Genomic DNA, 25,077 nt, shown 5'->3' with positions numbered 1-25,077 from the left:
GCCTCAGCGCGGACGATCAGGATGTCCCTTCGCCGAAGGGCCGCAGGGAGCGCGGCCTTCGCGTCTGTTTATGGGTTCTTGGGCGGAACTTTCCAGGTTTGAGCGGAGCCTGAGGGATACCCAAACGAAAAACCGCGGCCAGGGCTTGTCGCCCTGACCGCGGCTCAACAGGATGCGACCGGATGATCAGTGCTCGCGGAAGGCGCGGGCAATCTGCTCCTGCATGGGCTTGAAGAAGTACTGCAGCGGGGTGCGCTGGTTCACCTCGACGAAGACCTCCGCCTGCATGCCGGCGATAAGGTGCACGTTCTCGAGCTTCTTGACCTCGTCCTGAGGCAGGTCGACCCGGATCGTATAGTAGGTCATGCCGGTCTGCTGGTCCTTGGACACGTCCGCCGAGATCCGGCTGACCTTGCCGTGCAGTTCCGGGGTGTTGCGGGCATTGGAGGCATGAACGCGCACATTCGCCTTCTGGCCGATCTTCACCTGATCAATCTCGTTCGGGAGAACCCGGGCCTCGAGCTCGAGCCTGTCATTCACCGGAACGATGTTCATCACCGGCTCGGCAGGGGAGATCACGCCGCCGATGGTGTGGACGTTGAGCTGATGGACGAAGCCGTCGCTCGGCGCCCGGATGTCGATGCGCTTGAGCTGGTCCTCGGCGGCCACGCGCCGCTCCGTGTATTCCGCGACCTTGCCCTGGATGTCGCGCAGCTCCTGCATCGCTTCCGCGCGCATCTGCTCGTCGATCTGGATGATCTGGAATTCGGTTTCGGCGATGCGGCTTTCGGCCTGGGCGATCGACGCGATAAGCTGGCCGCGCTGGCCTTCGATGCTGGCCGCGTCGCGCTCGAGGGCGTTGAGGCGCGGAAGCTGCACCAGGTTCTTCTGGTAGAGATCGCGAACGCCCTTCAGTTCCTCCACGATCAGCTCGGCCTCGCGAACCTTCGCCTGCTGCTGAGCTCTGAGGCCCCTGATCTCGTCATGCGACTGGGTGATTCGCTTCTTGAGCTGGTCCTTCTGCGCATCCCGCGAGGCCCGACGGGCCAGGAACAGGGTCCGCTCGGAGGACATGATCTTCTGAATGGCCTGTTCGTTGAGGCGACCGGCGAATTCGGGGGGCGTCTGCACCTCGGCGGCCGCGTCGCGCTCGGCCTCAAGGCGAGCCTGGCGGCCGATATATTCGTCGAGCTGCTTGGCCACGACCTGGAGATTGGCCCGGGTCAGGGTTTCGTCGAGGCGAATCAGGAGATCGCCCTGCGCGACCCGGTCGCCTTCCTTGACCTTCAGCTCGCCGACGATGCCGCCGGTCGAGTGCTGAACCTTCTTGACGCTGGTATCGACCACGAACTGACCGCCGGCGACAACGGCGCCGGACAGGGTCGAAGTCGCCGCCCACAGGCCGATCGTTCCGCCGAACAGGGCGATCATGGCGATGCCGCCGATGGTCGACTGGCGCAGGATCCGCTGGTGGGCGGAGGGCTTTTTCTCGGGAGCTTGAATGACCAACATTTAACCAACCTCTCGCAGGTTAGCAGCCTGGGCGGCCGGCGCCTGCTGCGGGCGCACGGGTGCCGGCGCCGCGTTGCGTTTCATGACGGATTGCAGGACCTCGTCCCGCGGGCCCACGGCCTTGATCCGCCCCTCTTCCATGATGGCGACCTGATCGACCTGACCGAGGGCGGCCGGGCGATGGGTGATGACGACCACGATGCCGCCGCGCTTCCTGACCGACAGGATGGCCTGATTCAGGGCCTCGTCGCCGGCACCGTCGAGGCTGGCATTCGGCTCGTCGAGAACCACCAGGAACGGGTTGCCGTAGAGGGCACGGGCGAGGGCTACGCGCTGGCGCTGGCCGCCCGACAGGGAGGCGCCGCTTTCGCCGATGCGGGTGTCGTAGCCGTCGGGCAGGTTGAGGATGAGCTCATGGGCGCCCGCCGTCTGGGCCGCCGCAATGACGTCGTCCGGCTTGGCGTCGGGCTGGAAGCGGGCGATGTTCTCGGCGATGGTGCCTTCGAACAGCTCGACGTCCTGCGGCAGGTAGCCGATGTAGCGGCCGAGGGGATCCGCCTCCCACTGGTCGAGGGCAGCGCCGTCCAGGCGGATCTCGCCGCGCAGGGTCGGCCACACGCCGACGAGAGCGCGGGCGAGGGTCGACTTGCCGGAGGCGCTGGGACCGATGAGGCCGAGGCCCTGGCCAGCCTGGAGCTGGAGGGTGGCGGCCTGAACGATCGGCAGCGGAGCGCCGGGAGCGCCCACATAGACCTCTTCCACCAGGAGTGTCGACTTGGGTGCGGGCAGCGGCATGCGCTGGCCCTGGGCCGGCACGATCGACATGATGTGCGCGAGGCGGCGATAGGCCTGGCGGGAGGCGGTGAAGCCCTTCCAGTGCGCCACGGCGATTTCGATCGGCGCCAGGGCGCGGGACATGAGGATCGAGCCGGCGATCATGAGGCCGCCCGACATCTCGCCCTTGATCACGTAATAGGCGCCCAGACCCAGAACAGCCGACTGGAGGACCATGCGGAAGACCTTGGCGAAGGCGCTGATGCCGGCGGACGATTCGCTGGCCATCAGACCGTCGTTGACGTGGCGGACATGCACCTCGTCGTAGCGCTTGGCCAGGAAGCCCAACATGCCGTTGGCGCGGATGGACTCCGCGTTGCGGCGGCTGGTTTCCGCAATCGCATGCCGCTCGGCGCCGCTCTTGGTCACCTCGTAGGAGGGGCCCTTGCTCTTGGCATCCGTGTAGATGGTCAGGAAGATGATGACGACACCGCCCACAACCGACATGACGCCGATGCCGGGATGGATCATGAAGCAGCCGATAAGGAAGATCGGCATGAAGGGCATGTCGAACAGGGCCGTGGGACCCAGGCTGGAAAGGAAGCCGCGGATCGTGTCGAGATCGCGGATCGGCTGCATGCTCTCCGACTGCTTGGCGCCCTTCAGCGGCATCGTGGCCACGAGGTCGAAGACGCGGTGCGACAGGAGTTCGTCGAAGCGGGCGCCGATGCGTGCCAGCATGCGGCCGCGCAGCATGTCGAGGCCGCCCGAGAGCGCAAACGCCGCGAGCGTGATCAGGGAGAGGCCGATCAGGGTGGCGATACTCTGGCTCGACAGCACCCGGTCATAGACCTGGAGCATGTAAATGGAGCCCGTCAGGGCCAGAAGGTTGACCACCGCCGAAAAGACGGCAACTCCCGTGAATGAGGGAAAGCAGGATTTCAGAGCGTCTTGGACCTCTGTGCTTTCTTCCCGATTTCTCGATGCCTGCTTCATGTGTTCTTTCCATCGGCGCACGCGTCACCGGCGCCAGCTTGATTGCAGTGCCGCTCCGCAAGGTTATTACCTAGCGCAGCGGTAGCCATTTGGCGATGGCTGCCATGTTGGGGTTTGAGCCCCACGAGAGTATCTCGTCATAGTTAGGCCTCGCGGCCTATGGCGCTCATTACTCTTATGGGTATTGAGATGCCCCTAAGGTGTCGCTTTCCGTTACGCCACCTGTTGTAACCCTATTATATGTAACTATGTCAATAAAAAGTTCTTAGTAGATCCACGCTGATGTGCGCGAAGTTACTGCCCCTCTTTATTTGGAGAGGGTTGCAATACCACCTCGAATCTTAACCATAACGGATTGGTAAGCATTCGTGGTTAATCGTCTGTGACCTGAAAATGAGGTCGCATTATGGACAGCAGCAAACGTTTACAGGACGGCAGCCAAGCCAAACCGGAAACCGGCGCGGCGTCCGACAGCGCGGCCCGCATCGTTTCCCCGGCAAGCGCCGCCCTGGCTGAGGCCATCAAAAGTGCCCGTGAGAACGCCAAGCCCCCGGTTCCGACCTCCGCGGTGAAGGCCCCGGCTGCCGGCACCCGCCGGTCCGCTTCCTCCCAATTCGTCGTACAGGCGGCCATCGCCCTCATTCTGGTCGGCGCCGGCTGGTCCGCGTCCTACCTGGGAACGCTTGCGAACCGCGACGCGATCGAGAAGCTCGAGGCCGAGACCGCCCGCAGCCAGGAAATCCTGTCACGCCTGAGCAGCGACCTTGAGTCCCTCAGGAACACGGCTGCCGCCTTCAAGGAAATCGAGCACACCTCGTCCACAGCAGCCATGTCCGAACAGGCGAAGCTCACCGACAGGGTCGAACGGCTCGCGATCAGCCTTCAGGAGCCCAGCAAGAAGCTCTCTTCGCTCGAGGGCCGGCTGGACAAAATGGAGGGCCAGATCATGACCACCCTGGCCGCTCTGAACACGAAGCCTGCCGCAGCGGCTGCTCCTCCTGCACCGGTTGCCCCTCCTGCACCGGTTGCCCCTGCCGCTCAGCCGGTCACGGAAGCCGCCGCCCGCGAAGAGGCGCCCGCACCGAAGCCGGTCAAGAGCGAGCCGGTGGACGGATGGGTGTTGCGCGAGGTCTATAACGGCGCGGCGCTCGTCGAGAGCCGCAACCGCCGCCTGTATGAGGTCATGCCGGGCGGCATCCTCCCGGGCGTCGGCAAGGTCGAGGCCATCGAGCGCCGCGGCACCCGCTGGGTCGTGCTCACTGACAAGGGCTTCATCGGCACCTATCGGTAGACATCGTCCACCAGGCCCCGCAGGCCGTAGACGAGCCCCGCGAAGATCGCGAGGCTCGCCACGTAGAGAAAGACGAACCAGAGCAGGCGCTTCCCGCGCCGCTCTCCAGACCGCTGCGCATCGCCCCGCATCAGTGATATCCGTATCCGCCGCCCGAGATCTCCTCCGCGACCTTGCCGCGAAAGACCCAATAGGCATAGGCCGTGTAGGCGAAGGTGATCGGCAGCACGATGGCGAAGCCCACCAGCGCGAAGAGCTGCGAACTGACCGTGTTGGACGTCTCCCAGATCGTGAGGTTCGGCGGCACGTTGTAGGGAAAGAGGCTGATGCCCAAGCCCAGGTAGCCGAGCAGGAACAGGCCGATCGTCAGGAAGAACGGCCGGTAATGGCGCCCCTCCTCCAGATCCCGGAAGAGCCGGTAGGCCACGTAGGCCGTGACCAGGGGAATCGGCGCCAGGAAGGCGATGTTGGGCCAGGAGAACCAGCGCGTCTCGATCTCGCGGCCGAGGAACGGCACCCAAAGGGACACCGCCGCCATGGCCACGATGGTGAGCAGGAGAAAACGCACCGACATCCGCCGCGCCCAGATCTCCAGTTCGCCCGTGGTCTTCATCACGCACCAGGTGGCACCCAGAAGGGCATAGCCGAAGATCAGGCTGATGCCGGTGAGCACGCTGAACGGCGTGAGGAAATCGAAGGTGCCGCCGGTGAACTGGCGCCCATCGTGGGCGAAGCCCTGCACGAAGGCGCCCAGCACCATTCCCTGGAAGAAAGTCGCGAGCAGGGAGCCGAAGAAGAAGGCGTTGTCCCACAGGAATTTCGAACGCTCCGCCTTAAAGCGGAACTCGAACGCCACCCCGCGGAAGATGAGCGCGATCAGCATGAGGATGATCGGCACGTAGAGCGCCGGCATCAGAACCGCATAGGCCACATGGAACACGGCGAACAGTCCGCCGCCGCCGAGGATGAGCCAGGTCTCGTTGCCGTCCCAGATGGGAGCGACCGAAAACATCATGCGGTCGCGCCAGTTCTCGTTGTGAGCCGCCTTGAAGAGGATGCCCACCCCGAGATCGAAGCCGTCGACGATCACGTACATGGCCACAGCCACCGCGATGAGGCCCGACCAGATCAGCGGCAGCCAGAAGGCCAACCCCTCGTATTCCGTCCCAAACCCGAACATGGTGCCGTCTCCTATCGCGCAGGCAGAGCTTTGTGGCCGGGCCGACCTTCGAGGCCCTCGTCCGGCACGGAGAACGGGCGCTTCGGCTTCTTGCCGAGATCCTCGCCGCGGATGTCCTCGATCGGATCGGGACCGCGCCGCAGGAGCTTGGCGAGATAATAGGAGCCGAAGCCGAACACGAAGGCATAGACGACGATGAATGTCAGGAGCGACGCCGTGACTGCTCCGGCCGATATGGGCGACACCGCATCCGCCGTGCGCAGGTGTCCGTAGACCACCCAGGGCTGGCGCCCGATTTCCGCGGTGAACCAGCCGAAGAGCACCGCGCCGAATCCGGACGGCGTCATGATCATGGCAGCGGTGAGAAATGTTCTGTTGGTGAACAGGGTGCCTTTCCAGCGCAGGTAAAGGCTCCACAGGCCGATGCCCAGCATCGCGAAGCCGATGGCGACCATGATGCGGAAGGAGAAGAAGACAGGCCAGACCGGCGGACGCTGGTCGGGCGGCACCTCCTTCAGCCCAGGAACGACGCCGTCGAACGCATGGGTGAGAACCCAGCTGCCGATTTTCGGAATGCCGATCTCGTAGTGGTTCGTCTCCGCCACCTCGTCGGGGATGGCGAAGAGGCGCAGCGGCATGTTGGCCATGCGATCCCAGTTGCCTTCGATGGCGGCAAGCTTCGTCGGCTGATACTTCAGCACGCCGAGGCCGTGAAGATCGCCGATGATGATCTGGACCGGCACGAAGATCGTGGCGAACCACAGTGCCATGGACAGCGAACGCCGCGAGGCGGCGAGCTTCGCCTCCGGCGCATCGTGCGGATGGCGCAGCAGCATCCAGGCGGACATGCCGGCGACCGCGAAGGCCGTCGTGAGGTAGCAGCCCATCACCATGTGCGCATAGCGCAAGGGGAAGGATGGATTGAACACGACCTTGAACCAGTCGACCGGAACCGCCTTGCCGTTCTCGATGGCAAAGCCGTCCGGCGTCTGCATCCAGGAATTGGCGGAGAGAATCCAGAAGGCGGAAATGAGCGTGCCCAAAGCCACCATGCAGGTGGCGAAGAAATGAAGGCGGTCGCCGACGCGCTCCCAGCCGAAGAGCATGATGCCGAGAAAGGCCGCTTCCAGAAAGAACGCCGTGATGACCTCGTAGGCGATGACGGGCCCGAGGACATTGCCGGTGAACTCGGAGAACCGCGACCAGTTCGTTCCGAACTGGTAGCTCATGACGATGCCGGACACGACGCCGAGGCCGAAGGAGACCGCGAACACCTTCACCCAGAAGCGGAAGAGATTGCGGTAGAGCGGGTTGCCCGTGCGCAGCCAGTTGAACTCCAGCGCCGCGAGCCAGCTGGCGAGGCCGATGGTGAAGGCCGGAAAGATGATATGGAAGGCAATCGTGAACGCGAACTGGATGCGCGAGAGCAGCAGGGCATCGAATTCCATATCCGCCTTCCCCTTATCGACTTACCTGCCTGCTTTTAGGGCGGCGGCAGGCCGGGACCAGGGGTCGGGAAGGCTAGTGCGTCCGCATTCCCGACATGGGGTCCGAGCGGAGCGGACGCCATCCGGTGCTCATGCGCTGCAGCGCCTCCAGTTCGACAGGGTCGTGACTGCAGAAAATCTTGACATTGCCGCGGGGATCGTTCGCCAGGTCCCGCAGGCGCTCCTGGTTGTGGAGGCGCAGGGGCCGGTTTTCCTCCATCAGCTTCTGGTAGGCGCGCAGCCCCGGCGTGCAGGACGGCTCCTCGTCCATCTCGTGCCGGTGAAAATACGCGTCGCCCGCATTGAGCAGCCAGCCCTCGGGCGTGTCGATGGCGATGCCCGCGTGCCCCATCGTATGGCCCGGCAGAGGGATCATCAGGATCTCGGGCGGCAGGCCGTCGAGGCTGCGCACTGAGCCGAAGCCGAACCAGCGCTCGCCCGTAGGATCGTAGAAGCGCCAGTCGCGGACGCCGTCCCATTGCTCGGGACGGTAGCGGCGGCGATGAATGAAGCCCTGCCGCACCTCCGCCTCCTCCAACTCTGCGCGCAGGACGTGGACCGTCGCGTCCGGAAAATCCTCCAGGCCGCCCGCATGATCGAAGTCGAGATGCGTCAGCACGATGTGGCGCACGTCGCGCGGGGAGAAGCCGAGGCTCTTCACCTGTTCGATGGCCGTATAGCGGTGTTCCAGCTGGATGCGATTGACGTGCACGAAGAGCGGGCTCAGGCGCGCGTAGGGATCATCCACGTCGCGGGCGCCGATGCCCGTATCGACGAGCACGAGCCCGCTGCGATCGGTCTCGATCAGCTGGCAGTGACAGACCAGGTTTCCGGTCAGCCCGCGGCTCACGCCATCCCAGAGCCGCCCCCCCACCGGACACATGCAGCCGCAATTGAGGTGATGGATGCGCATGGGAACCTCGCTGAACGAAGGGAGCGAAGGCCTAACGCGACGGGATCGGAAAATGTTCGAGAGGCAAAAGCCCGAAGCCGGCGATCATTTGCGGCAGGCGAAGGGCGGGAAGGTGCTCGCCGTGCCGGCGTTCATGGCTGCGACGACCATCATGTTGGCCATGTCGAGTTCCTCGGCGGATCTGGGGCAGACATCGGCCCGCGTCGTGCAGCCGGATGCGAGAAAACCTTCGTGACGCTCGATGAATTCCCGGCTCAGGCCCTGCCGGCCCCGCCGCACGAGCGCCTCAGCCCAGGCCTTTCCATAGCGCTCGCACTTCACCTCGGGCCAGGGTTTCGGCGGGGTGTTCTGAGCGAGAGCGGATGACAGCCCGCCCGCCATTGAACAGGCCCACGCAACTGCAACAACCGCCAGCACTCTCATCGCGAAACCCTTTCAAGCCAATCGGACGAGCGCGATGGACCATGAGCGGCGGATCCGGTCAAGCTGCTGGGAGGTATGATTGCGGCGTACCATGTCGCGTCATCACCGGCCTTGTGCCGGTGATCCCGATCAGGGAGAGCGCAGTGTTATCCAGAATCGAGATGGCCGGCACGAGGCCGCCATGACGGGAAAGTTAGGACTCTGTCTTCCGTCCTAGGCCAGGATCTCAGGCTGGCCTTTGGCCTGCGCCTTGCGCGACGTGGAGCGGCGGCTCTTGGCTGGCTTGGCATCTTCCTGCTTCTTCACCTCGCGGGACAGGCGCTCCTGCAGCAGGGTGAGAACCGCAGCCTCTTCGGGCTTCAGGGAGGCCAGGTCCTCGCGCAGTTCCGTCTCGATCTCCTCCTTGATCTCGATCAGAAGCTCGCCGTCCAGATAGGAAGAGAACACTTCTGGATGCACGTAGCACTTGCGGCAGATGCTCGGCGTGTTGCCGAGCCGCCCCGAGACCTTCTCGATGGCCGCCCGGATGTTCTTCTTCGCCTTGGCTTCGCTGTCGAATTCCTCGAACTCCGCAAGGGCGAGCGCCGCCAGCACGGTCCCGGCCCAAGTGCGGAAATCCTTGGCCGTGATGTCCCGCCCCGTGATCTCCTTGAGATAGGCGTTCACGTCGGCGGAGGTGACCGATTGCTGCTCGCCGTTGTCGTCGAGATACTGGAACAGGTCCTGCCCCGGAAGGTCCTGGCAGGCTTTCACGATCCTGGCGATCCGCCGGTCCTTCACCTTCAGCTTCCAGATCTTGCCGCTCTTGCCCTTGAACTGGAAGCGCAGCTCGCCGCCTTCGACCTTCACATGCGGATCGCGTAGGGTGGTGAGGCCGTAGCTCTTGTTCTGCTTCACGTAATCGGCATTGCCGACGCGAATGAGGGTGTTCTCGAGCAGATGAACCACCGTCGCCAGCACCTTCTCGCGCGGAAGCCCGCGCAGGCTCATATGGTCGTCGATGGCCTTGCGGATTGCCGGCAGCCCTCGGGCGAATTCGAGCATGTGCTCGTATTTCGTGCTCTCGCGGACCTCGCGGAACGCAGGATGGTAGCGATACTGCTTGCGGCCCTTGGCGTCCCGGCCCGTCGCCTGGATGTGGCCATTGGCATTGGCGCAGATCCACACATCCGTATAGGCGGGTGGGATGGCAAGCGACCTGATGCGGTCGAGCGTTGGCTTGTCGGCGACTTTGGAGCCGTCGGGCTTGAGATAGGTGAAGCCCTTGCCGGATTTCTTGCGCCGGATGCCGGGCACCTCGTCCGAGACATAAAGGAGGCCTGCCGTTTCAGCGGCATCCCGCGGGTCGACGATGTTCTCGGAGGTGGCGTTGGGTTCCAACAGCATGGGGCGCCTTGTTGACGAGCAGAACGTCAACCGGGCCGTACCGCCTCGGGTTCCCTGTGTGAGGTCGACGCATGGGAGGGTGCGTCGGCCTCGCTGCGGTCGTTGCGGATCTTCAGGAAGAGAATGGTGCCGCTGAGACCCAAGCTCAGCAGGTTGAAGACGATGAGCGGCCAGGCCCCGATCAGGAACCCATAGGCCGACCACAGGACGAAGGCCGTGACGGTGACGAGATACATGCGCTTGGAGATGGCGGCCGTGTCCCGCTCGCGCCAAGCCTTCAGCACCTGGGGCACGAAGCTCGACGTGGAGAGAATGCCGGCGATCGTCGCCAGCAGGGTCGGCAGCCAATCCGCCATGAAATCCTCCCGTTGCACAAGTCGACGGCAACGGGTGCGGCCGGGGGGAGTTCCCTTTCTCCCGGTGGGGAGGCTACAAGGGCGCCTTGCTTCACCCGGATCGTCCCTTGCCCTCCACCCCGTTCCCTGAGACCCAAGTTCCCGAGATCCTTGGCCGCAAGCTCGTCTTCATCGTCACCGAGGACTGGTTCTTCGCCTCCCACTTCCTGCCCATGGTCAGGGCTGCCCGCGAGCTGGGGCTTGCAGTCACGGTGGTGACACGGGTGCGCGCGCACCGGGAGGTGATCGAGGCCCTGGGCGCGAAGGTCGTTCCGCTCAACATCGAGCGCCGCAGCCTGAATCCCATCACCATGGGCGATGCCTCCGGCCAATTGGCCGCGATCCTCAAGGCCGAGAAGGCGGATCTCGTCCATTGCATCGCCCTCAAGAGCATTCTGATCGGCGGCTTTGCCGCCACGCTCGCCGGGGTCGGGCGACGGGTCTATGCGCTTACGGGCTCAGGCTTTCTGGGTGCCCGGGCCGACACGATCGGGCGCCTGTCGCAGCGGGCGATCCGCCTGCTGGTGCGCGGTCTCCAGACGAGCCGGACCCGCTACGTCTTCGAGAACACGGACGATCCGGCGCTTCTCGGCCTCGATTCCTCGGACGCCAGCATCACGATCCTCGGCGGCGCCGGTGTCGATCCCGAAGCCCTCAGGCCCGCCCCCCTGCCCCCGCAACCGCCCCTGAAGGTTGCGGTCGTCGCCCGCATGCTCTGGTCCAAGGGCATCGACGTGGCCGTAGAGGCGGTCCGCATGGCGCGGGCGAAAGGTGCGCCCGTCGAGCTCTCCCTCTATGGCGCCCCCGATCCGTCGAATCCCAAGGCGATCCCGGAGGAAACCCTCAAGGCCTGGGGCGCGGAGCCCGGCATCGCCTGGCATGGTGCAACGCGGGACATCGCGGGCGTCTGGCGGGAGCATCACGTGGCCTGCCTGCCCTCCCGCGGCGGCGAGGGCCTGCCGCGTACGCTTCTGGAGGCGGCGGCCTGCGGCCGCGCCATCGTCACGACGGACGTGCCCGGCTGCCGCACCCTTGTTCGGAACGGTGCCGAGGGGCTGCTCGCGCCGCCCGGCGACGCCGCGGCCCTGAGCAATGCCCTCCTGACCCTGTCCGGCCAGCCGGATCTTGTCGCCCGCATGGGGGAGGCCGCCCGCGCCCGGGTTCTCGACGGCTTCACGGAACGGGACGTGATGGACAGCGTCAAAGGACTGTACCGCTCCATGCTGGCCTCATGATCGCCGATCCCGTCGCCTTCATCCTCGCCGAGACCCGGCTTCGCCCCGTGCCCCATGCGCCGGAGATCGCCCTGCATGTGGCGGACGAGGCGACGGAGCTCTGGCAGAGGACGGAAGAGGAACTGGGCGAGATCGGCCTTCCTCCGCCCTTCTGGGCCTTCGCCTGGGCCGGCGGACAGGCGCTGGCGCGCTACATTCTCGATCATCCCGAGACGGTGCGCGGACGGCGCGTGCTGGATTTCGCCTCGGGTTCGGGTCTTGTCGCCATCGCGGCCATGAAGGCCGGCGCCGCCGAGGTGACCGCCTGCGACATCGACCCCTTTGCCATCGCGGCCATCGGCGTCAATGCCGAGGCCAACGGCGTTGCCGTCACCCCGCTTGCGGCCGACATCGTCGGACGGGACGGGGGTTGGGACACGGTCCTCGCCGGCGACATCTGCTACGAGCACGATCTGGCCGCCCGGGTGTCCGATTGGCTGCTGAGCCTCAGCACCAGGGGGGCGATTGTCCTCATTGGCGATCCGGGACGCAGCTACCTGCCAAAAGACCGGCTTGAGAACCTAGCCGTCTACGAGGTGCCCGTCACCCGCACCCTTGAGGACTCGGACATCAAGAAATCCAGCGTCTGGCGCTTCCGGCATCCGTAAGCCGGCCTTACAGCGGTCCGGGTATTTTAATCCTCAAACAATCGACTTTGCTGTTTACCCCTCAATACAGGTAGTGTTATAACCTGTATGAACGAGGTGGATGCGCCTGATTTGGGGTGTGGCACCGAGCCGCTTTCAGCCATAGCCGGAGAAGAATTCCGATGGTCCATGCCCTGTCTCTGCAGCATCACCTCCCCACCGAGAGCGAAGGCTTCAAGGCCTCTCTGAGCGCGGTAACGGCGAAGCAGTCTCTGGCCGATACGGAAGCTCTGTGCCGGGCCAGAGGCGCCCGGCTAACGCCGATCCGCCGCCAGGTGCTGGAAGTGCTTCTCAGCGCGACCAAGCCGCTGGGCGCCTATGATCTGGTTGACCGGCTCGGCTCCGGCGGGCGCCGCATGGCTCCCATCACCGTCTATCGCGCGCTGGACTTTCTCATCGAGCAGGGGCTGGCTCACCGTCTCGCGAGCCGGAACGCCTATCTCGCAAGCTCGGGCAGCCGCGGAACGACGGCTTTCCTGATCTGTGAGGCCTGCGGCGAAGCGACGGAGGTCAACTCGCCCGATGTCGCCGATACCGTCGTCAAGATTCTGACCGAGCAGGGCTACCAACCCCGGGCCCGCGTTCTGGAGATCACGGGACACTGCTCCCATTGCCGGGACGTTCACTGACCGAGCACCCGGCATGCTTTGATAAGCCGCGCTTGACGAAGGGGGCTTTTGGCATCAGCTAAACGACGGCAGCCCGGAGCTGCCGTCGTGGGTTGCAGCATGTCCTTCATCTCGTCTCCTCAAGCCGAAACCACATCCGAGAGCTCGGCCGGGCCGGCCCGGCGCCACCGTACGGTGGGCGTGCTGGTCGGCTCCGTCATGGTCGGCGGCGGCGCCCCGATCGTGGTCCAGTCCATGACCAACACGGACACGGCGGATGTGGACGCGACGGTGGCCCAGGTGGCGGCGCTGGCCCGGGCGGGCTCGGAGATCGTGCGCATCACGGTCGACCGCGACGAGGCTGCGGCCGCCGTGCCGAGGATCCGCGAGCGGCTCGACCGGCTCGGCGTGGACGTGCCCCTCGTGGGCGACTTCCACTATATCGGCCACCAGCTGCTCGCCGATCATCCGGCCTGCGCCGAGGCGCTGGCCAAGTACCGGATCAATCCCGGCAATGTGGGCTTCAAGGAGAAGAAGGACCGGCAGTTCGGCGCCATCGTCGAGCAGGCGATCCGGCACAACAAGGCCGTGCGCATCGGCGCCAACTGGGGCTCCCTCGATCAGGAGCTGCTCACCCACCTCATGAACGAGAACGCGGCCTCGGCCAACCCGCGCGACATGCGCTGGGTCACCCGTGAGGCCATGATCCAGTCGGCGCTGCTGTCCGCCTCCCGTGCCGAGGAGATCGGTCTCGGGCGCGACCGGATCATCCTGTCGGCGAAGGTTTCCGCCGTGCAGGACCTGATCGCCGTCTATCAGGATCTGGCCCGCCGGTCCGACTATGCGATCCATCTCGGCCTTACCGAGGCCGGCATGGGCTCGAAGGGCATCGTGGCTTCCTCGGCCGCCATCGGCATTCTGCTCCAGCAGGGCATCGGCGACACGATCCGCTTCTCCCTGACCCCGGAGCCCGGCGGCGACCGGACGCTTGAGGTTAAGACGGCCCAGGAGTTGCTCCAGACCATGGGGTTCCGCACCTTCGTGCCCCTGGTGGCGGCCTGCCCCGGCTGCGGACGCACCACCTCGTCGGTCTTCCAGGAGCTGGCGCGCGACATCCAGACATGGATATCGACCTCCATGCCCGAATGGCGCCGCACCCATCCGGGCGTCGAGAACCTGAACGTGGCCGTGATGGGCTGCATCGTGAACGGGCCGGGCGAATCGAAGCACGCCAATATCGGCATCTCGCTTCCGGGCACCGGCGAGCAGCCGGCGGCCCCGGTCTTCATCGACGGGAAGAAGGCCATGACCCTGCGCGGACCGACCCTCGCCCAGGACTTCCAGAAGATCGTCATCGACTACATCGACAGGAACTACGGCCAGCCCGGGCGCGATGCCGCCGAATGAGGCGGCAAGCTGAGCCATGGAACCCTAAGAGAAATTCCGTTTTAAGCTGAAACGTAATGTGCTAGAAGCCTGCCGCGCCGGCAATGACGGCCGCTGCGCTCTTGGAGAAGGGGCGCCCTTCGTCGATTGCAAAGTGACTTGAACAAGGGCCGTCCGCGGGCACATCCGCAAAGAAAAACATCCATGGCAGAACAGCACGCTGTCGCCCCCGGGCATGCGGATTCCGCAGTCCCTGAGGCGACCCTTCCGGAAAGCCACCACAAGGCGAGCTTCTGGACCCTGACTCTTGGCGCTATCGGCGTCGTTTATGGCGACATCGGCACCAGCCCGCTCTATGCCATGCGAGAGACGGTTGCAGCTGCGACCGGAGGGCATCACGGTGTTCCGGTCGATCTGACCCGTGAGCTGGTGATCAGCATCCTGTCGCTGCTGCTCTGGGCGCTAATCCTGACCGTCACTATCAAATATGTCATTCTGTTGCTGCGGGCCGACAACAAGGGCGAGGGCGGTTCTCTGACGCTTGTCGCTTTGACGCAGCTCGCTCTCGGGCGCCGAAGCCTGCCTGTGCTTGTGATGGGCATGGCCGGAGCGGCCCTGTTTTACGGCGATGCCGCGATCACCCCGGCCATCTCTGTGCTCTCCGCTCTGGAAGGCCTGAAGCTCGTCGCCCCCTCCTTCGAGAACTATGTTCTGCCAGGCGCCTTGGCGATCCTCATCGGCCTGTTTGCCGTACAGAGCCGCGGTACCGGTAAGGTGGCAGCCTTCTTCGGTCCCCTCACGCTCGTGTGGTTCATCACCATGGCGTGCCTCGGCATTCTTCATATCGCCGACGACTGGGAGGTCCTGCTCGCCTTCAACCCGTATTACGGCGTGTCCTTCCTGGTGACCCATCCGGGAACCGCCTTCGCCATTCTCGGAAGCGTGTGCCTTGCGGTCACCGGAGCGGAGGCGCTCTATGCGGATCTGGGTCATTTCGGCCGCAAGCCGATCCGCATGGCCTGGGGAACCGTCGTCTTTCCGGCCCTCGCCTTGAACTATCTCGGCCAGGGTGCCCTCGTCCTGTCGAACCCTGAGACCATCGCCAACCCGTTCTTCCTGCTGGCCCCCCCGTGGCTGCTCCTGCCGCTCGTCATCTTGGCCACTCTGGCGACCATCGTGGCGAGCCAGGCTGTGATCACCGGCGCCTTCTCCCTGACCCGTCAGGCGGTTCAGCTGGGTATCCTGCCGCGCCTAGAGGTTCGCTTCACGTCGGAGACGCATCAGGGGCAGATCTATCTGCCGCGGGTGAACTGGTTTCTCCTCGCTGCCGTCGTGGCTCTCGTGATCCTGTTCGGCTCATCAAGCAGCCTCGCCAGCGCCTACGGCATCGCGGTGTTCGGCACCATGGTCGTGACCACCCTGCTCGCCTGCATCGTGATGAGCCGGAGCTGGGGCTGGGGTCCGGTGAAGACCGCCCTGGCAATGATCCCCCTTCTGCTTATCGACACCACCTTCCTGTCCGCGAACTTGGTGAAGCTGCTGGACGGCGGCTACGTGCCATTGCTGATCGCCGGCAGCTTCTTCGTGGTCATGCTCACTTGGGTGAAGGGAACCCGGATCCTGTTCGAGAAAACCCGCAAGATCGACGTGCCCTTCGTCGAGCTGGTGCAGATGCTGGAGAAGAGCCCGCCGCACCGGGTGAAGGGCACAGCCGTGTTCTTGACAAGCGATCCGGATACCGCGCCTGCCGCACTCCTGCACAACCTCAAGCACAACAAGGTGCTGCATGAGAAGAACGTGATCCTCACCGTCAACGGCGCGGATATCCCGCGCGTGGAGGACGAGGATCGCGTCTCCATCGAGCATGTGGGCGACTCGTTCTGGCGGATCCGCCTGAGCTACGGCTACATGGAGACGCCCAACATCCCGCGCGGGCTGGCGATCCTCCGCAAGCAGGGCTTCAAGTTCGACATCATGGCGACGTCGTTCTTCCTGTCGCGGCGCTCGATCCGCCCGGCAAGCCAATCGGGCATGCCGCTCTGGCAGGACAAGCTGTTCATCAGCCTCGCGAAATCGGCAAGCGACGCCACGGACTTCTTCCAGATCCCGACGGGACGCGTGGTCGAGGTCGGCACGCAGGTGACGGTGTAAACATATTGCTCTCGTGGCGGCGCGATGTCACCTTCGGGCCGCCATGACCGACATCACCCTCATCCGCCCGAGCCTCGTCTGGCTGCCGGCTTACGAAGACGCCCTCGCCCGCGGCTGGTCACCCAACACGGATCAGGACGTGAGTCGCGAGCAGCTTTGGCAGCTGCGCCGCAACCCCGAGCGCTTCCTTCACGATCTCTACAACAGTCCCATGATCCGCCTGACCGATGGGCGGGAGGTTGCGCGCCTGCCCGCGCATGATTTTTGGATCAGCGACGGCGAATTCTGCGGCCGGATCGGCTTTCGTTTCCAGCGCGGCACGGAAGAGCTGCCGCCCACCGCCTATGGCCATATCGGCTACACCATCGTGCCGTGGAAGCAGCGGCGCGGCTATGCCACCCGGGCGCTGCGCATGATCCTGCCTGTCTGCCGCCAGGAGGGCTTCTCGCGGGTTCTGATCACCTGCGACGACGACAACGAGGCATCGCGCAGGGTGATCCTCGCCAATGGCGGCGCGCCTTCCGGCACGGTCCCGCACAATGCCCGGCCAGGACATGTGAAGCTTCTGTTCTGGGTACCGACGGGGTGAGGCGGGGTTCCTCCTCACCCCGTCGGGCGAAGCCGGCTGCGGGGGACCATTCTCACAGCCGGCATGCCTGCAATCTCTGCTACTGCCCGTTGACCCGACGGTCGTCTCCCGGCTCGAAGCGCCTGTCGCGGTCAAGCCGGCCGCCGTTGTCGTCCTGCGCGGAGGCGGGATCATCCGCCCCACGCGTGCGGGACCTGCGCACATCCGCCACATGATCGGCGCCCCGCGTGCGGGTTCGGGTTTGATGCTGATCGCGGGTCTGCGTTCTCGTCTGGCCCTGCATCAGGACGTCGTCCGCTCCGCGACCGCGCCGGTGGTCATCGGCGCGAGTCATCCCGTCGTCGGCCCCTCGGCCGCGCCCGCGGCCGTGATCGTCCGCCCTGTCGCGGCCGCGATCATCGCCGCGCTCGGCCCGATCCCCGCCACGTCCCCGGCCGCTGTCGTCGCCCCGTCCATTGTCGTCGCCGCCGCGTCCCCCGCGGCCGCCGCTGTCGTCGCTGCCGCCCCGTCCGCCTCCGTGGTCGCCGCCATGCCCACCGCGGCCGCCGCCTCCATTGTCGTCGCTGCCGCCGCGATCCCCGCCGCCACGGCCGCCACCGCCGCTGTCGTCACCACCGCCCCGGGCCATGGCCGGCGACAGAATCGCGCCTGCGACCATCGCCGGAACCGCCGCTGCGGTAAGCGAGGCCAGCATGGCTCCCAGGACCAGAACACTCGGACCGTTCTTGATTGGCTTCAGCATCGTTTTTCTCCATTCACCCGGTGCCGCACAGAACGGCGCCGATGCAGGAGCAATCTGGATCAAGGCGAGCACCCCAACCTGACGGGTCATGTCAGCGAAATCTCAGCTTGGGCGTGCTATGCTGCGCTGCTTTGGAAAGCTCCATGATACGGCGTCGTCTCATTGCCCTTGTTCTTCTCCCCCTGGCCTTTGCCACGGTGGAAGGTGCTTGGCTGCCGCCGGCCCTTGCCAAAGACGGCGACAGCGGCGGTGGCAGCCGGGGCGGAGGGGATGATGGCGGCCGTGGAGGCAGCGATAACAGCGGCCGGGGCGGCGGAGATGACAGGGGGCGCGACGACCGTGGAGACGACGGAGGACACGGCCGGGGCCGCGGGGGTGACGAGGGCGGCCAGGGTCGCGGACGCGGTCGAGGGGGCGACGATGACGCTCGGGCCGGAGCCCATCCGGGCGGTTGGGGCAGCACCTCCTCCGATCGTGCGCATGAGGCGGTCTCCCAGGGATGGGCTCTTGCCCTGAGTACAGTCCTTCCCACCGTGGCCAAAGCTGTTCCGGGGCAGGTGCTGGAGGTTGACCTGCGTCAATCCTGGGCCGGCGAATGGCGTTATGAATTTCTCGTTCTCACCCGCGATCGCCGTTACCAGGAGGTCGTCGTGGACGCCCGCCGCAACCAGATCCTGCAGATCAGGAGACGCTGATGAGAATCCTTCTTGTCGAAGATGAGCCGGCCATCGCCCGGGATATTGCCGGTGCGTTGGGCGAGACCGGTTACGTCGTCGACATCGCCAGAGACGGCGAGGAGGGCTGGTTCAAGGCGTCGACCGAGGATTACGATGCCGTCGTCCTGGATCTCGGCCTGCCGAAGCTCGACGGCCTGTCGGTGGTGCGGCAATTGCGGGAAGAGGCCAGTCCCGTTCCGATCCTGGTGCTCACCGCCCGCGGCTCCTGGCTGCAGAGGGTTGAAGGCATCGACGCCGGTGCCGATGACTACCTGACCAAGCCTTTCGAGATGGAGGAACTGATCGCCCGCCTCGCGGCCCTTCTCCGCCGCGTCGGGCGGCATGTGACCCCTCTGATCGAAGTCGGGCCCCTGCGCATCGATACGCGGCGGCTGCGGGTGATGGTCAGCGGCCGGGCCATCGAGCTCTCCCCGCTGGAATTTCGTCTGCTGCGCTATCTTGCGCACAACCGCGACCGCGTCGTCGCCCAGAGCGAACTGGTCGAACACGTCTACGGTTCGGACGAGCCCGAGAGCAACACGATCGAGGCGCTGGTGGCGCGCCTGAGGCGCAAGATCGGATCGCAGACGATCGGGACCCGCCGCGGCCACGGCTACATCATGGAGACGCCCCCGTCATGACGCGCAATTCCATCAGGCTGCGTCTGCTGATCGTGGCTGTCACATCCATCCTCGTGACGATTGCCGTCGCGGGGGCATCGCTCGTAGTGTTCTTCGAACGCCAAGTGCTTCGCTATGTGGAACAGGACCTCAACATCCACTGGACCGAGCTTGCCACTGCCTTCGGCACGGAAGGAGAGGCAGGCTTGAGCGAGAGGCTGACGGATCCGCGCTATCACCAGCCCTATGGCGGGGCCTACTGGCAGGTATCCGAGGCAGGACGCCCGATCCTGCGGTCGCGCTCCCTATGGGATCAAACCCTTTCAGCGGGGGATCCGGGCCAGCGCGCCGACCGGGAGAAAGCCTTCGAGGTCGAGGGACCGGGCGGAGCCGAACTCTACGTCATCGAGCGGGAGGTCACGATCGACGGCCCGCAAGGTCCGCGCACCCTCAGCCTGGCGGTGGCCCTCGACCATGCGCAGGTGGTGGAGTTGCGGGAGGCCTTCGGTTGGGACGTGGCCCGCATCCTCATCCCCATCGCGACGGTCCTTGTCCTGTTCGCGTGGCTGCAGGTCTCATTGGGCCTGCGTCCCTTGCGGACGGTCGGGCGCGACCTGAACGCGGTGCAGACAGGACAGATCCGGCGCATGACGCGCCGCTTTCCGGATGAAGTCGCGCCGCTGGTCGAGAGCATCAACAAGCTGCTCGACCGGCAGGAGAACCTCGTCCGCAAGGCTCGGGATCGGGCCGGAACGCTCGCTCATGGCCTGAAGACCCCCCTGACCATCCTCGGCGGCGAGGTGCGGCGCCTCGAGCAGACAGGCCGGCTCGAGGCGGCGGAACGCATGCAGGAACAGCTCGAAACCATCCGCGCCCATGTGGAGCGCGAGGTCGCCCGCGCCCGCACCAGCGGTGCCTCCGTCGGCTGCGGCGCCTACACGCAGGTGGACGAGACCGTTGCCCGCCTCGTGCGGCTCATGCAGCACCTGCCGCGCGGCGAGGAACTCCGCTGGCAGATCGACATTCCGGCTGGTCTCGCGGTCGACATGGATCCCCACGATTTCGGGGAGGTCATGGGCAACCTCCTCGACAATGCCCGCAAATGGGCCGCTACGCGAATTGCGGTTCGCGCGGAACGCCTTCGCGAGAAGGCGCGGATCATGGTCGAGGATGATGGGGCGGGCTTTACCGGCACCCATGGTGCAAGGCCGGAACGGGGCGTGCAGGAGCGATCCGACCCCTCCTCCAGCGGCTTGGGTCTCGGCATCGTGGAGGACATTCTGTCCGAATATGCGACAAGAGCGGAGATCGACGGCAATGGCCGCTGCCGCATCTCGTTCGAGATCCCTCTGTGCCGCGAACCGCTGACGCCCCTCGAAAGGACAGCAGACTCGCAGCAGGAGCAGATCCTCAGCCTCCGTCCGCAGATGGCAGGAAGAGGTTGAGGTCCGCCCAGGGTGATCGGCTGAGCTACACCTGCCGCTCGACCACGAAGCGCACCGCCTCCCGCAGCGTGTCCGCCCCTGCGCCGAACCGATCGAGAGAAGCGTGCGCCTTCTCCACGAGCTCACGGCACTCGCGGCGGGCGCCGTCCATTCCGAGCAGATCGACGAGGGTGGCCTTGCCCTTCTCCTGGTCCTTGCCCGTGCGCTTGCCGAGCGCCTCGGGCGTCGCCTCCCTGTCGAGGATGTCGTCGGCCACCTGGAAGGCGGCGCCGAGGGCGCGCCCATACGCAACGAGGCTCTGCCGCGCCGCCGCATCGGCTCTGCCCAGGAGCGCCCCCGCCTCCACCGAGAAGGTCAGGATGGCGCCGGTCTTCATCATCTGGAGCAGGCGCACATCAGTCTCAGTAAGTTCCGCCGGCCCGTAGCGGCCCTCGGCCGACAGGTCGAGGAGCTGGCCGCCCACCATGCCGCCGAGACCCGAGGCACGGGCGAGGCCGAGCACGAGGTCGGAGCGGACGGCCGGATCCGTATCCGTCGCCGGATCCGCGAGAACCTCGAAGGCCAGGGTCTGGAGGGCGTCACCCACGAGAATGGCGGTGGCCTCGTCATAGGCCTTGTGCACCGTGGGACGGCCCCGGCGCAGGTCGTCGTCGTCCATGGAGGGCAGGTCGTCATGCACCAGCGAGTAGCAGTGCAGGAGTTCGACGGCGCATCCGGCCCGCAGGGGACCCTCCCCTTCCACGCCGAAGAGACGCGCCGCCTCGATGGTCAGGAAAGGCCGCAGGCGCTTGCCGCCCCCTAGGGCGGCGTGACGCAGGGCGGCCATGAGCCGGGGCGGCCGGGCAATCTCGCCGGGGAAGGCTTTGTCTGATAGCAAGGCTTCGAGACTGGCTTCGACCGTTCTCGCGGCCTCGGAGAGCCGCGTCGTGAAAGTAGGGGTGGATGGCATCATGATGAGCCTGGATTCGGGTGGGGCCGCCGCTCCGCCCGAGGGGAACGTGGGTGAACAATCGAAGCCGAAATGGACGCTGCGGTCGAGACGGTCCGGGAGGCCGATGACGGCTGCCCGCTTTCTTCGCCGCCTCGTCCAGATTGGCCTCGGTCTTGTTCTCTTATGGGTCGGTGCGGTCTTTTGGCTAGGCCTTTTGTACTGGGCCGTGCCGCCGGTCTCGACTCTCATGCTCGGCCGCTGGCTCACCCTCCAGCCGGTGGAGCGGACCTTCGTCAGCCTCGACGAGATCTCGCCCAGCCTTCCGCTGGCGGTTCTGACCGCCGAGGACAGCCGCTTCTGCGAGCATAACGGCGTGGACTGGGACGCCCTCCGGGACGTGGTGGAGGCCGCCGACGGGGACGGGCCGGCCCGCGGCGCCTCGACCATTCCCATGCAGGTGGCCAAGAACCTCTTCCTCTGGCCGAGCCGCTCCTACATCCGCAAGGGCCTCGAAATCCCGATCGCGCTCTATCTCGACCTGATCTGGTCCAAGCGCCGGATGATGGAGGTCTATCTCAACATCGCCGAATGGGGCGAAGGGGTGTTCGGGGCCGAAGCCGCGGCCCAGAAATATTTCGGTAAGTCCGCCAGGAACCTCAATGCCCGCGAGGCGGCTCTCCTGGCGCGGGCCCTGCCCAACCCTCTGGTCCGCAATCCGGCCCGCCCGAGGCCGGGGCACCGGGCCTTGGCGGGACAGCTGCAGGTGCGGATGGTGAGGGCGGCACCCTTCAGCGATTGCCTGAAGCCCTGAGGCCTCTTGAGGGCCCCCTGCGGCAATGAAAAACATGCCGAATGCTCCAGGGGGCTAGATATTTGCACCGAGACCTTGTATGAGGCGCAACCTCATCAAGTTTGAGATGTGAGCGTTCCCCGGTTGAGCGGGCGCTCCGCTTTTTTACCGGAGACGAGAAATGGCCGTTCCTAAGAGAAAAACGTCGCCCTCGCGGCGTGGCATGCGTCGCTCCGCCGATGCCTTGAAGGCCCCGACCTACATCGAGGACAAGGATTCCGGCGAGCTGCGCCGTCCTCACCACGTTGACCTGAAGACCGGCATGTACCGTGGCCGTCAGGTCCTGAAGGTGAAGGCTGACGCGTAAGCCTACGCGGCATGCGAAAGCATCAAGAACCGGCGCCCGAGGCGCCGGTTTTTTTATGCCCGCAATCCCCATGAACCCTGAATCCCCGACGCTTTTTACGCTTCATTAAGCCTCAAGGCCGATCCTGCACCCTTGTTCTCCAGGGCCGGCCTGACCTGCGACCCATGCGTCGCCGCCCTGGATCTGTTGCGTATTTCCGAGGGTGAGAGTGATGGCAACGAAGCGGCAGGGCCCCATGGGGCTGTTCAAGGGAGCCTCCCGGCCGCCGCGCAGGAGCCAGGCTGGGGCCTCCCGCCCGTCCACCGCCGGCGTGCTCTATGCCTGGGACATGATCACGGACGTCTTGACCTGGGGACCCGGCGCCGCCGAGGCTCTGCGGCTCCCGTCCAGGGACCTGCCGAAGACCGGTCAAGCCTTCGCCCAGCTGATCGAAGCGGGCTGCGGCCTCTCCCGCCAGGATGCCATTGCGGCCTCGGAGCCTCCGGGACAGGCCTACGAGACCCGCTATGCCCTTCGCCTCGAGCCCGACCGCGTCGTCATGATCGAGGATGCCGGCCGCTGGCTGCCGGATCTCCACGGGCGTCCCGCTTTCGCCCGGGGCCAGATGCGGGTCGATTCCGCCTTCGGCGCCCGGGATCTCCTGCCGACGGTATTGAAGGAGCGCTCGGCACTTCTCTGCGGCATCCAGGACGCCATCAACGAGGCTGTCCGCGTCTCCCAAACCTGCACCCTCATCATCGGTGCGTTCGGCCAGGAGACCTCGCTCGAGATGACCGAGGTCGCCCGCCGGGTTCGCCCGATGCTGCGCCGCCACGACCTCTTCGCGGCGCTCGGTCCGAACCGCTTCGCGCTGGCTCTCACCTGCTGCCCGGCCGCAGACGCCGCAGGCGCCATGAAGCGCCTGTCGGGACTTCTTCAGGATCGTCCCGGCGGATCCTCGCTGCACCTGGGCGCTGCCTGCGCCCCGGACCATACCTTCAAGGCCACCAAGCTGCTGCGCTTTGCCGAGCAGGCTCTGGCAGCCGCTATGGAGCGGCGTGAGGCCTCGGCTGTCTACAAGCCCCGCTCCGGCAAGCCGGCGCCCGGCGCCGAGCAGGCGCCGTTCGACTGGGTTGCCGCCCTCAACGCCCGCAGCCTGATTCTGGCCTGCCAGCCCATGGTGGATGCGCAGTCTCGTGCGCCGATGCTGGCCCACGCCTGCGCCTCGGTGGCCGGAGCGGACGGGCGCGTCACTCCGCTCGGTCCTGCAGCCGCACTGCAGGAGGCGAACCTTCCTCTGCTCGTCGATGGACGCATGCTGGAATTGGCCGCCGATCTCCTGGCCCGCACCCCGGGTCAGCGCCTGGCGCTGCCGGTCTCGGGCAGGACCCTCCAGGATGCCGAATGGCTGTCGATGCTGGCGGCGCATCTGGGCGCCCGCCCCGGCATCGAGGCCCGGCTTGTTCTGGAAATCCCCGAGATCGCCCTTGCCGAGTGCCGGCGCAATCTCGGCCGGCTTCATGCCATGAAGGCGCTCGGCGTCGGGATCGCGCTCACGGGCTATGGGGCAGGCCATGTGCCGCCGGCCCAGCTGCGGGTGCTGCCGATCGATCTTCTCAAGATCGACGGTGTCTTCATCCAGCCGCTCAAGCGCTCCACGGACGACCGGCTCCATGTCCGCACCCTTGTCGACCGGGCCCAGCATATGGGGATCGCCACCGCGGCAGAATGGGTCGATGACGAAGCGACCGCCCGGCTCCTCGCCAACTGGGGCGTGGATTACCTGCAGGGCGGATTGTTCGGGGAGCCCGAGGCCGTCCTGCAGCCGTCCTCCCTGCAGCACATGCTGAAGAAGGCGCGAGGTTAGAGCCTCGACCTATTTTGTGGCCAGCTTGTCGAGCTTGGCCTGCATGTCGGCCATCTGCCGCTTCAGGGTATCGAGCTCATCGGTCCCCTCACCCTTGGGAACGGGCTTTGCGTCGGGTGCGCCCGCATTAGGTTGCGGGAAGGGCGAGAACATGCGCATGGCCTCGCTGAAGAAGCCCATGTTCTTGCGCACCTGCTCCTCCATGGCCTGGAAGGCCGAAGGGCCGAAGGCCTGCGCCATCTGCTCCCTGAGCTTCTGCTGCTCCTGCGAGAGGTTGTTCATGGAGAACTCGAGATAGCTCGGCACCAGGGCCTGCATACTGTCGCCGTAGAAGCGGATCAACTGGCGCAGGACCGTGACGGGCAGGAGGTTCGGCCCCTCCTTGTTCTCCTGCTCGAAGATGATCTGGGCCAGGACCGAGCGGGTGATCTCCTCGCCGGACTTTGCGTCGAAGACCACGAAATCCTCGCCCTTGCGCACCATGCCGGCCAGATCTTCCAGCGTCACGTAGGTCGAGGTGCCTGTGTGATAGAGGCGGCGGTTGGCATATTTCTTGATGACCGTCGGTTGTTTGTCCGTCGCCATGTTGTCCCGATACGCTCCTGGGA

Annotated in this window: 26 protein-coding genes; 13 read left to right on the top strand and 13 right to left on the bottom strand. The window is 65.7% G+C overall.

Annotated features, from left to right (window positions below):
• Positions 1 to 186: 186 nt before the first annotated feature.
• Positions 187 to 1,512, bottom strand: coding sequence for an HlyD family type I secretion periplasmic adaptor subunit (locus AC0QTX_RS02185; protein ID WP_474602181.1), 1,326 nt, complete (start codon positions 1,510 to 1,512; stop codon positions 187 to 189).
• The gene (locus AC0QTX_RS02180) at positions 1,513 to 3,282 is read right to left on the bottom strand and encodes a type I secretion system permease/ATPase (RefSeq protein ID WP_474602180.1); all 1,770 of its coding nucleotides are present in this window, start codon (positions 3,280 to 3,282) and stop codon (positions 1,513 to 1,515) included.
• Positions 3,283 to 3,688: 406 nt separating this feature from the next.
• Between AC0QTX_RS02180 and AC0QTX_RS02175 the strand changes: the two genes are divergently transcribed.
• Positions 3,689 to 4,573: a hypothetical protein gene (locus AC0QTX_RS02175; protein ID WP_474602179.1), complete on the top strand. Its 885-nt coding sequence runs from the start codon at positions 3,689 to 3,691 to the stop codon at positions 4,571 to 4,573.
• Here the strand turns inward: AC0QTX_RS02175 and AC0QTX_RS02170 are convergent.
• From AC0QTX_RS02170 to AC0QTX_RS02140, 7 genes are all read right to left on the bottom strand, one after another.
• Complete coding sequence (locus AC0QTX_RS02170; protein WP_474602178.1) at positions 4,564 to 4,704, bottom strand: hypothetical protein; 141 nt, start codon at positions 4,702 to 4,704, stop codon at positions 4,564 to 4,566. The two genes, AC0QTX_RS02175 and AC0QTX_RS02170, sit on opposite strands and share 10 nt — an antisense overlap.
• Positions 4,704 to 5,753: a cytochrome d ubiquinol oxidase subunit II gene (gene cydB, locus AC0QTX_RS02165; RefSeq protein WP_474602177.1), complete on the bottom strand. Its 1,050-nt coding sequence runs from the start codon at positions 5,751 to 5,753 to the stop codon at positions 4,704 to 4,706. The genes AC0QTX_RS02170 and cydB overlap by 1 nt, the downstream gene beginning before the upstream one ends.
• A gap of 11 nt (positions 5,754 to 5,764) precedes the next feature.
• Positions 5,765 to 7,201 carry a cytochrome ubiquinol oxidase subunit I gene (locus AC0QTX_RS02160; protein WP_474602176.1) on the bottom strand — a complete coding sequence of 479 codons (1,437 nt, stop codon included), beginning with the start codon at positions 7,199 to 7,201 and terminating at the stop codon, positions 5,765 to 5,767.
• Between the two features lie 73 nt (positions 7,202 to 7,274).
• Positions 7,275 to 8,153: an MBL fold metallo-hydrolase gene (locus AC0QTX_RS02155; protein ID WP_474602175.1), complete on the bottom strand. Its 879-nt coding sequence runs from the start codon at positions 8,151 to 8,153 to the stop codon at positions 7,275 to 7,277.
• Between the two features lie 84 nt (positions 8,154 to 8,237).
• The gene (locus AC0QTX_RS02150) at positions 8,238 to 8,534 is read right to left on the bottom strand and encodes a hypothetical protein (protein ID WP_474602174.1); all 297 of its coding nucleotides are present in this window, start codon (positions 8,532 to 8,534) and stop codon (positions 8,238 to 8,240) included.
• Between the two features lie 255 nt (positions 8,535 to 8,789).
• Complete coding sequence (locus AC0QTX_RS02145; RefSeq protein ID WP_474602173.1) at positions 8,790 to 9,962, bottom strand: DNA topoisomerase IB; 1,173 nt, start codon at positions 9,960 to 9,962, stop codon at positions 8,790 to 8,792.
• A gap of 26 nt (positions 9,963 to 9,988) precedes the next feature.
• Positions 9,989 to 10,318, bottom strand: a complete 330-nt coding sequence (locus AC0QTX_RS02140) for a SemiSWEET family sugar transporter (RefSeq protein ID WP_474602172.1) — start codon at positions 10,316 to 10,318, stop codon at positions 9,989 to 9,991.
• Between the two features lie 107 nt (positions 10,319 to 10,425).
• On the opposite strand from AC0QTX_RS02140, the gene AC0QTX_RS02135 reads away from it, so the two are divergent.
• The 6 genes from AC0QTX_RS02135 to AC0QTX_RS02110 all read left to right on the top strand — a co-directional run bounded on the left by AC0QTX_RS02135 (position 10,426) and on the right by AC0QTX_RS02110 (position 17,012).
• Complete coding sequence (locus AC0QTX_RS02135) at positions 10,426 to 11,592, top strand: glycosyltransferase family 4 protein (RefSeq protein ID WP_474602171.1); 1,167 nt, start codon at positions 10,426 to 10,428, stop codon at positions 11,590 to 11,592.
• Positions 11,589 to 12,239 (top strand): class I SAM-dependent methyltransferase, encoded by a 651-nt coding sequence (locus AC0QTX_RS02130; protein ID WP_474602170.1) that lies wholly within the window; start codon positions 11,589 to 11,591, stop codon positions 12,237 to 12,239. Before AC0QTX_RS02135 ends, AC0QTX_RS02130 begins: the two co-directional genes overlap by 4 nt.
• 161 nt (positions 12,240 to 12,400) lie before the next feature.
• Complete coding sequence (locus AC0QTX_RS02125) at positions 12,401 to 12,907, top strand: Fur family transcriptional regulator (protein ID WP_474602169.1); 507 nt, start codon at positions 12,401 to 12,403, stop codon at positions 12,905 to 12,907.
• A 99-nt stretch (positions 12,908 to 13,006) separates the two neighbouring features.
• Positions 13,007 to 14,293, top strand: coding sequence for a flavodoxin-dependent (E)-4-hydroxy-3-methylbut-2-enyl-diphosphate synthase (gene ispG / locus AC0QTX_RS02120; RefSeq protein ID WP_474602168.1), 1,287 nt, complete (start codon positions 13,007 to 13,009; stop codon positions 14,291 to 14,293).
• Between the two features lie 183 nt (positions 14,294 to 14,476).
• Complete coding sequence (locus AC0QTX_RS02115; RefSeq protein WP_474602167.1) at positions 14,477 to 16,423, top strand: potassium transporter Kup; 1,947 nt, start codon at positions 14,477 to 14,479, stop codon at positions 16,421 to 16,423.
• A gap of 43 nt (positions 16,424 to 16,466) precedes the next feature.
• Positions 16,467 to 17,012, top strand: a complete 546-nt coding sequence (locus AC0QTX_RS02110; protein WP_474602166.1) for a GNAT family N-acetyltransferase — start codon at positions 16,467 to 16,469, stop codon at positions 17,010 to 17,012.
• A gap of 79 nt (positions 17,013 to 17,091) precedes the next feature.
• On the opposite strand, the gene AC0QTX_RS02105 is transcribed toward AC0QTX_RS02110, so the two are convergent.
• Positions 17,092 to 17,754, bottom strand: a complete 663-nt coding sequence (locus AC0QTX_RS02105; RefSeq protein ID WP_474602165.1) for a hypothetical protein — start codon at positions 17,752 to 17,754, stop codon at positions 17,092 to 17,094.
• Positions 17,755 to 17,870: 116 nt separating this feature from the next.
• The gene (locus AC0QTX_RS02100; RefSeq protein ID WP_474602164.1) at positions 17,871 to 18,236 is read right to left on the bottom strand and encodes a hypothetical protein; all 366 of its coding nucleotides are present in this window, start codon (positions 18,234 to 18,236) and stop codon (positions 17,871 to 17,873) included.
• Positions 18,237 to 18,287: 51 nt separating this feature from the next.
• Between AC0QTX_RS02100 and AC0QTX_RS02095 the strand changes: the two genes are divergently transcribed.
• Genes AC0QTX_RS02095 through AC0QTX_RS02085 form a run of 3 tightly spaced genes read left to right on the top strand, consistent with a single transcriptional unit; the run spans position 18,288 to position 20,535 of the window.
• A complete protein-coding gene (locus AC0QTX_RS02095) occupies positions 18,288 to 18,449 on the top strand; it encodes a PepSY domain-containing protein (protein ID WP_474602163.1) in 162 nt (53 codons plus the stop codon).
• The gene (locus tag AC0QTX_RS02090; protein WP_474602162.1) at positions 18,449 to 19,111 is read left to right on the top strand and encodes a response regulator transcription factor; all 663 of its coding nucleotides are present in this window, start codon (positions 18,449 to 18,451) and stop codon (positions 19,109 to 19,111) included. The genes AC0QTX_RS02095 and AC0QTX_RS02090 overlap by 1 nt, the downstream gene beginning before the upstream one ends.
• The gene (locus AC0QTX_RS02085; protein WP_474602161.1) at positions 19,108 to 20,535 is read left to right on the top strand and encodes a sensor histidine kinase; all 1,428 of its coding nucleotides are present in this window, start codon (positions 19,108 to 19,110) and stop codon (positions 20,533 to 20,535) included. Before AC0QTX_RS02090 ends, AC0QTX_RS02085 begins: the two co-directional genes overlap by 4 nt.
• Before the next feature lie 25 nt (positions 20,536 to 20,560).
• Here the strand turns inward: AC0QTX_RS02085 and AC0QTX_RS02080 are convergent, their stop codons facing one another.
• Positions 20,561 to 21,487, bottom strand: coding sequence for a polyprenyl synthetase family protein (locus AC0QTX_RS02080; protein WP_474602160.1), 927 nt, complete (start codon positions 21,485 to 21,487; stop codon positions 20,561 to 20,563).
• A gap of 103 nt (positions 21,488 to 21,590) precedes the next feature.
• Here AC0QTX_RS02080 and mtgA point away from each other — a divergent pair, with 103 nt between their 5' ends.
• From mtgA to AC0QTX_RS02065, 3 genes are all read left to right on the top strand, one after another.
• Positions 21,591 to 22,277, top strand: coding sequence for a monofunctional biosynthetic peptidoglycan transglycosylase (mtgA, locus tag AC0QTX_RS02075; protein ID WP_474602397.1), 687 nt, complete (start codon positions 21,591 to 21,593; stop codon positions 22,275 to 22,277).
• A 160-nt stretch (positions 22,278 to 22,437) separates the two neighbouring features.
• Positions 22,438 to 22,623, top strand: coding sequence for a 50S ribosomal protein L32 (gene rpmF / locus AC0QTX_RS02070; RefSeq protein WP_036358586.1), 186 nt, complete (start codon positions 22,438 to 22,440; stop codon positions 22,621 to 22,623).
• A gap of 211 nt (positions 22,624 to 22,834) precedes the next feature.
• Complete coding sequence (locus AC0QTX_RS02065; protein WP_474602159.1) at positions 22,835 to 24,469, top strand: EAL domain-containing protein; 1,635 nt, start codon at positions 22,835 to 22,837, stop codon at positions 24,467 to 24,469.
• Positions 24,470 to 24,478: 9 nt separating this feature from the next.
• Here the strand turns inward: AC0QTX_RS02065 and phaR are convergent, their stop codons facing one another.
• Complete coding sequence (gene phaR, locus AC0QTX_RS02060) at positions 24,479 to 25,054, bottom strand: polyhydroxyalkanoate synthesis repressor PhaR (RefSeq protein ID WP_474602158.1); 576 nt, start codon at positions 25,052 to 25,054, stop codon at positions 24,479 to 24,481.
• Positions 25,055 to 25,077 lie beyond the last annotated feature (23 nt).

It is taken from the genome of Microvirga sp. jy35 (assembly GCF_056148915.1).
The sequence above is the reverse complement of the archived record's forward strand: the minus strand, read 5'-3'. Positions and strand labels throughout refer to the sequence as shown.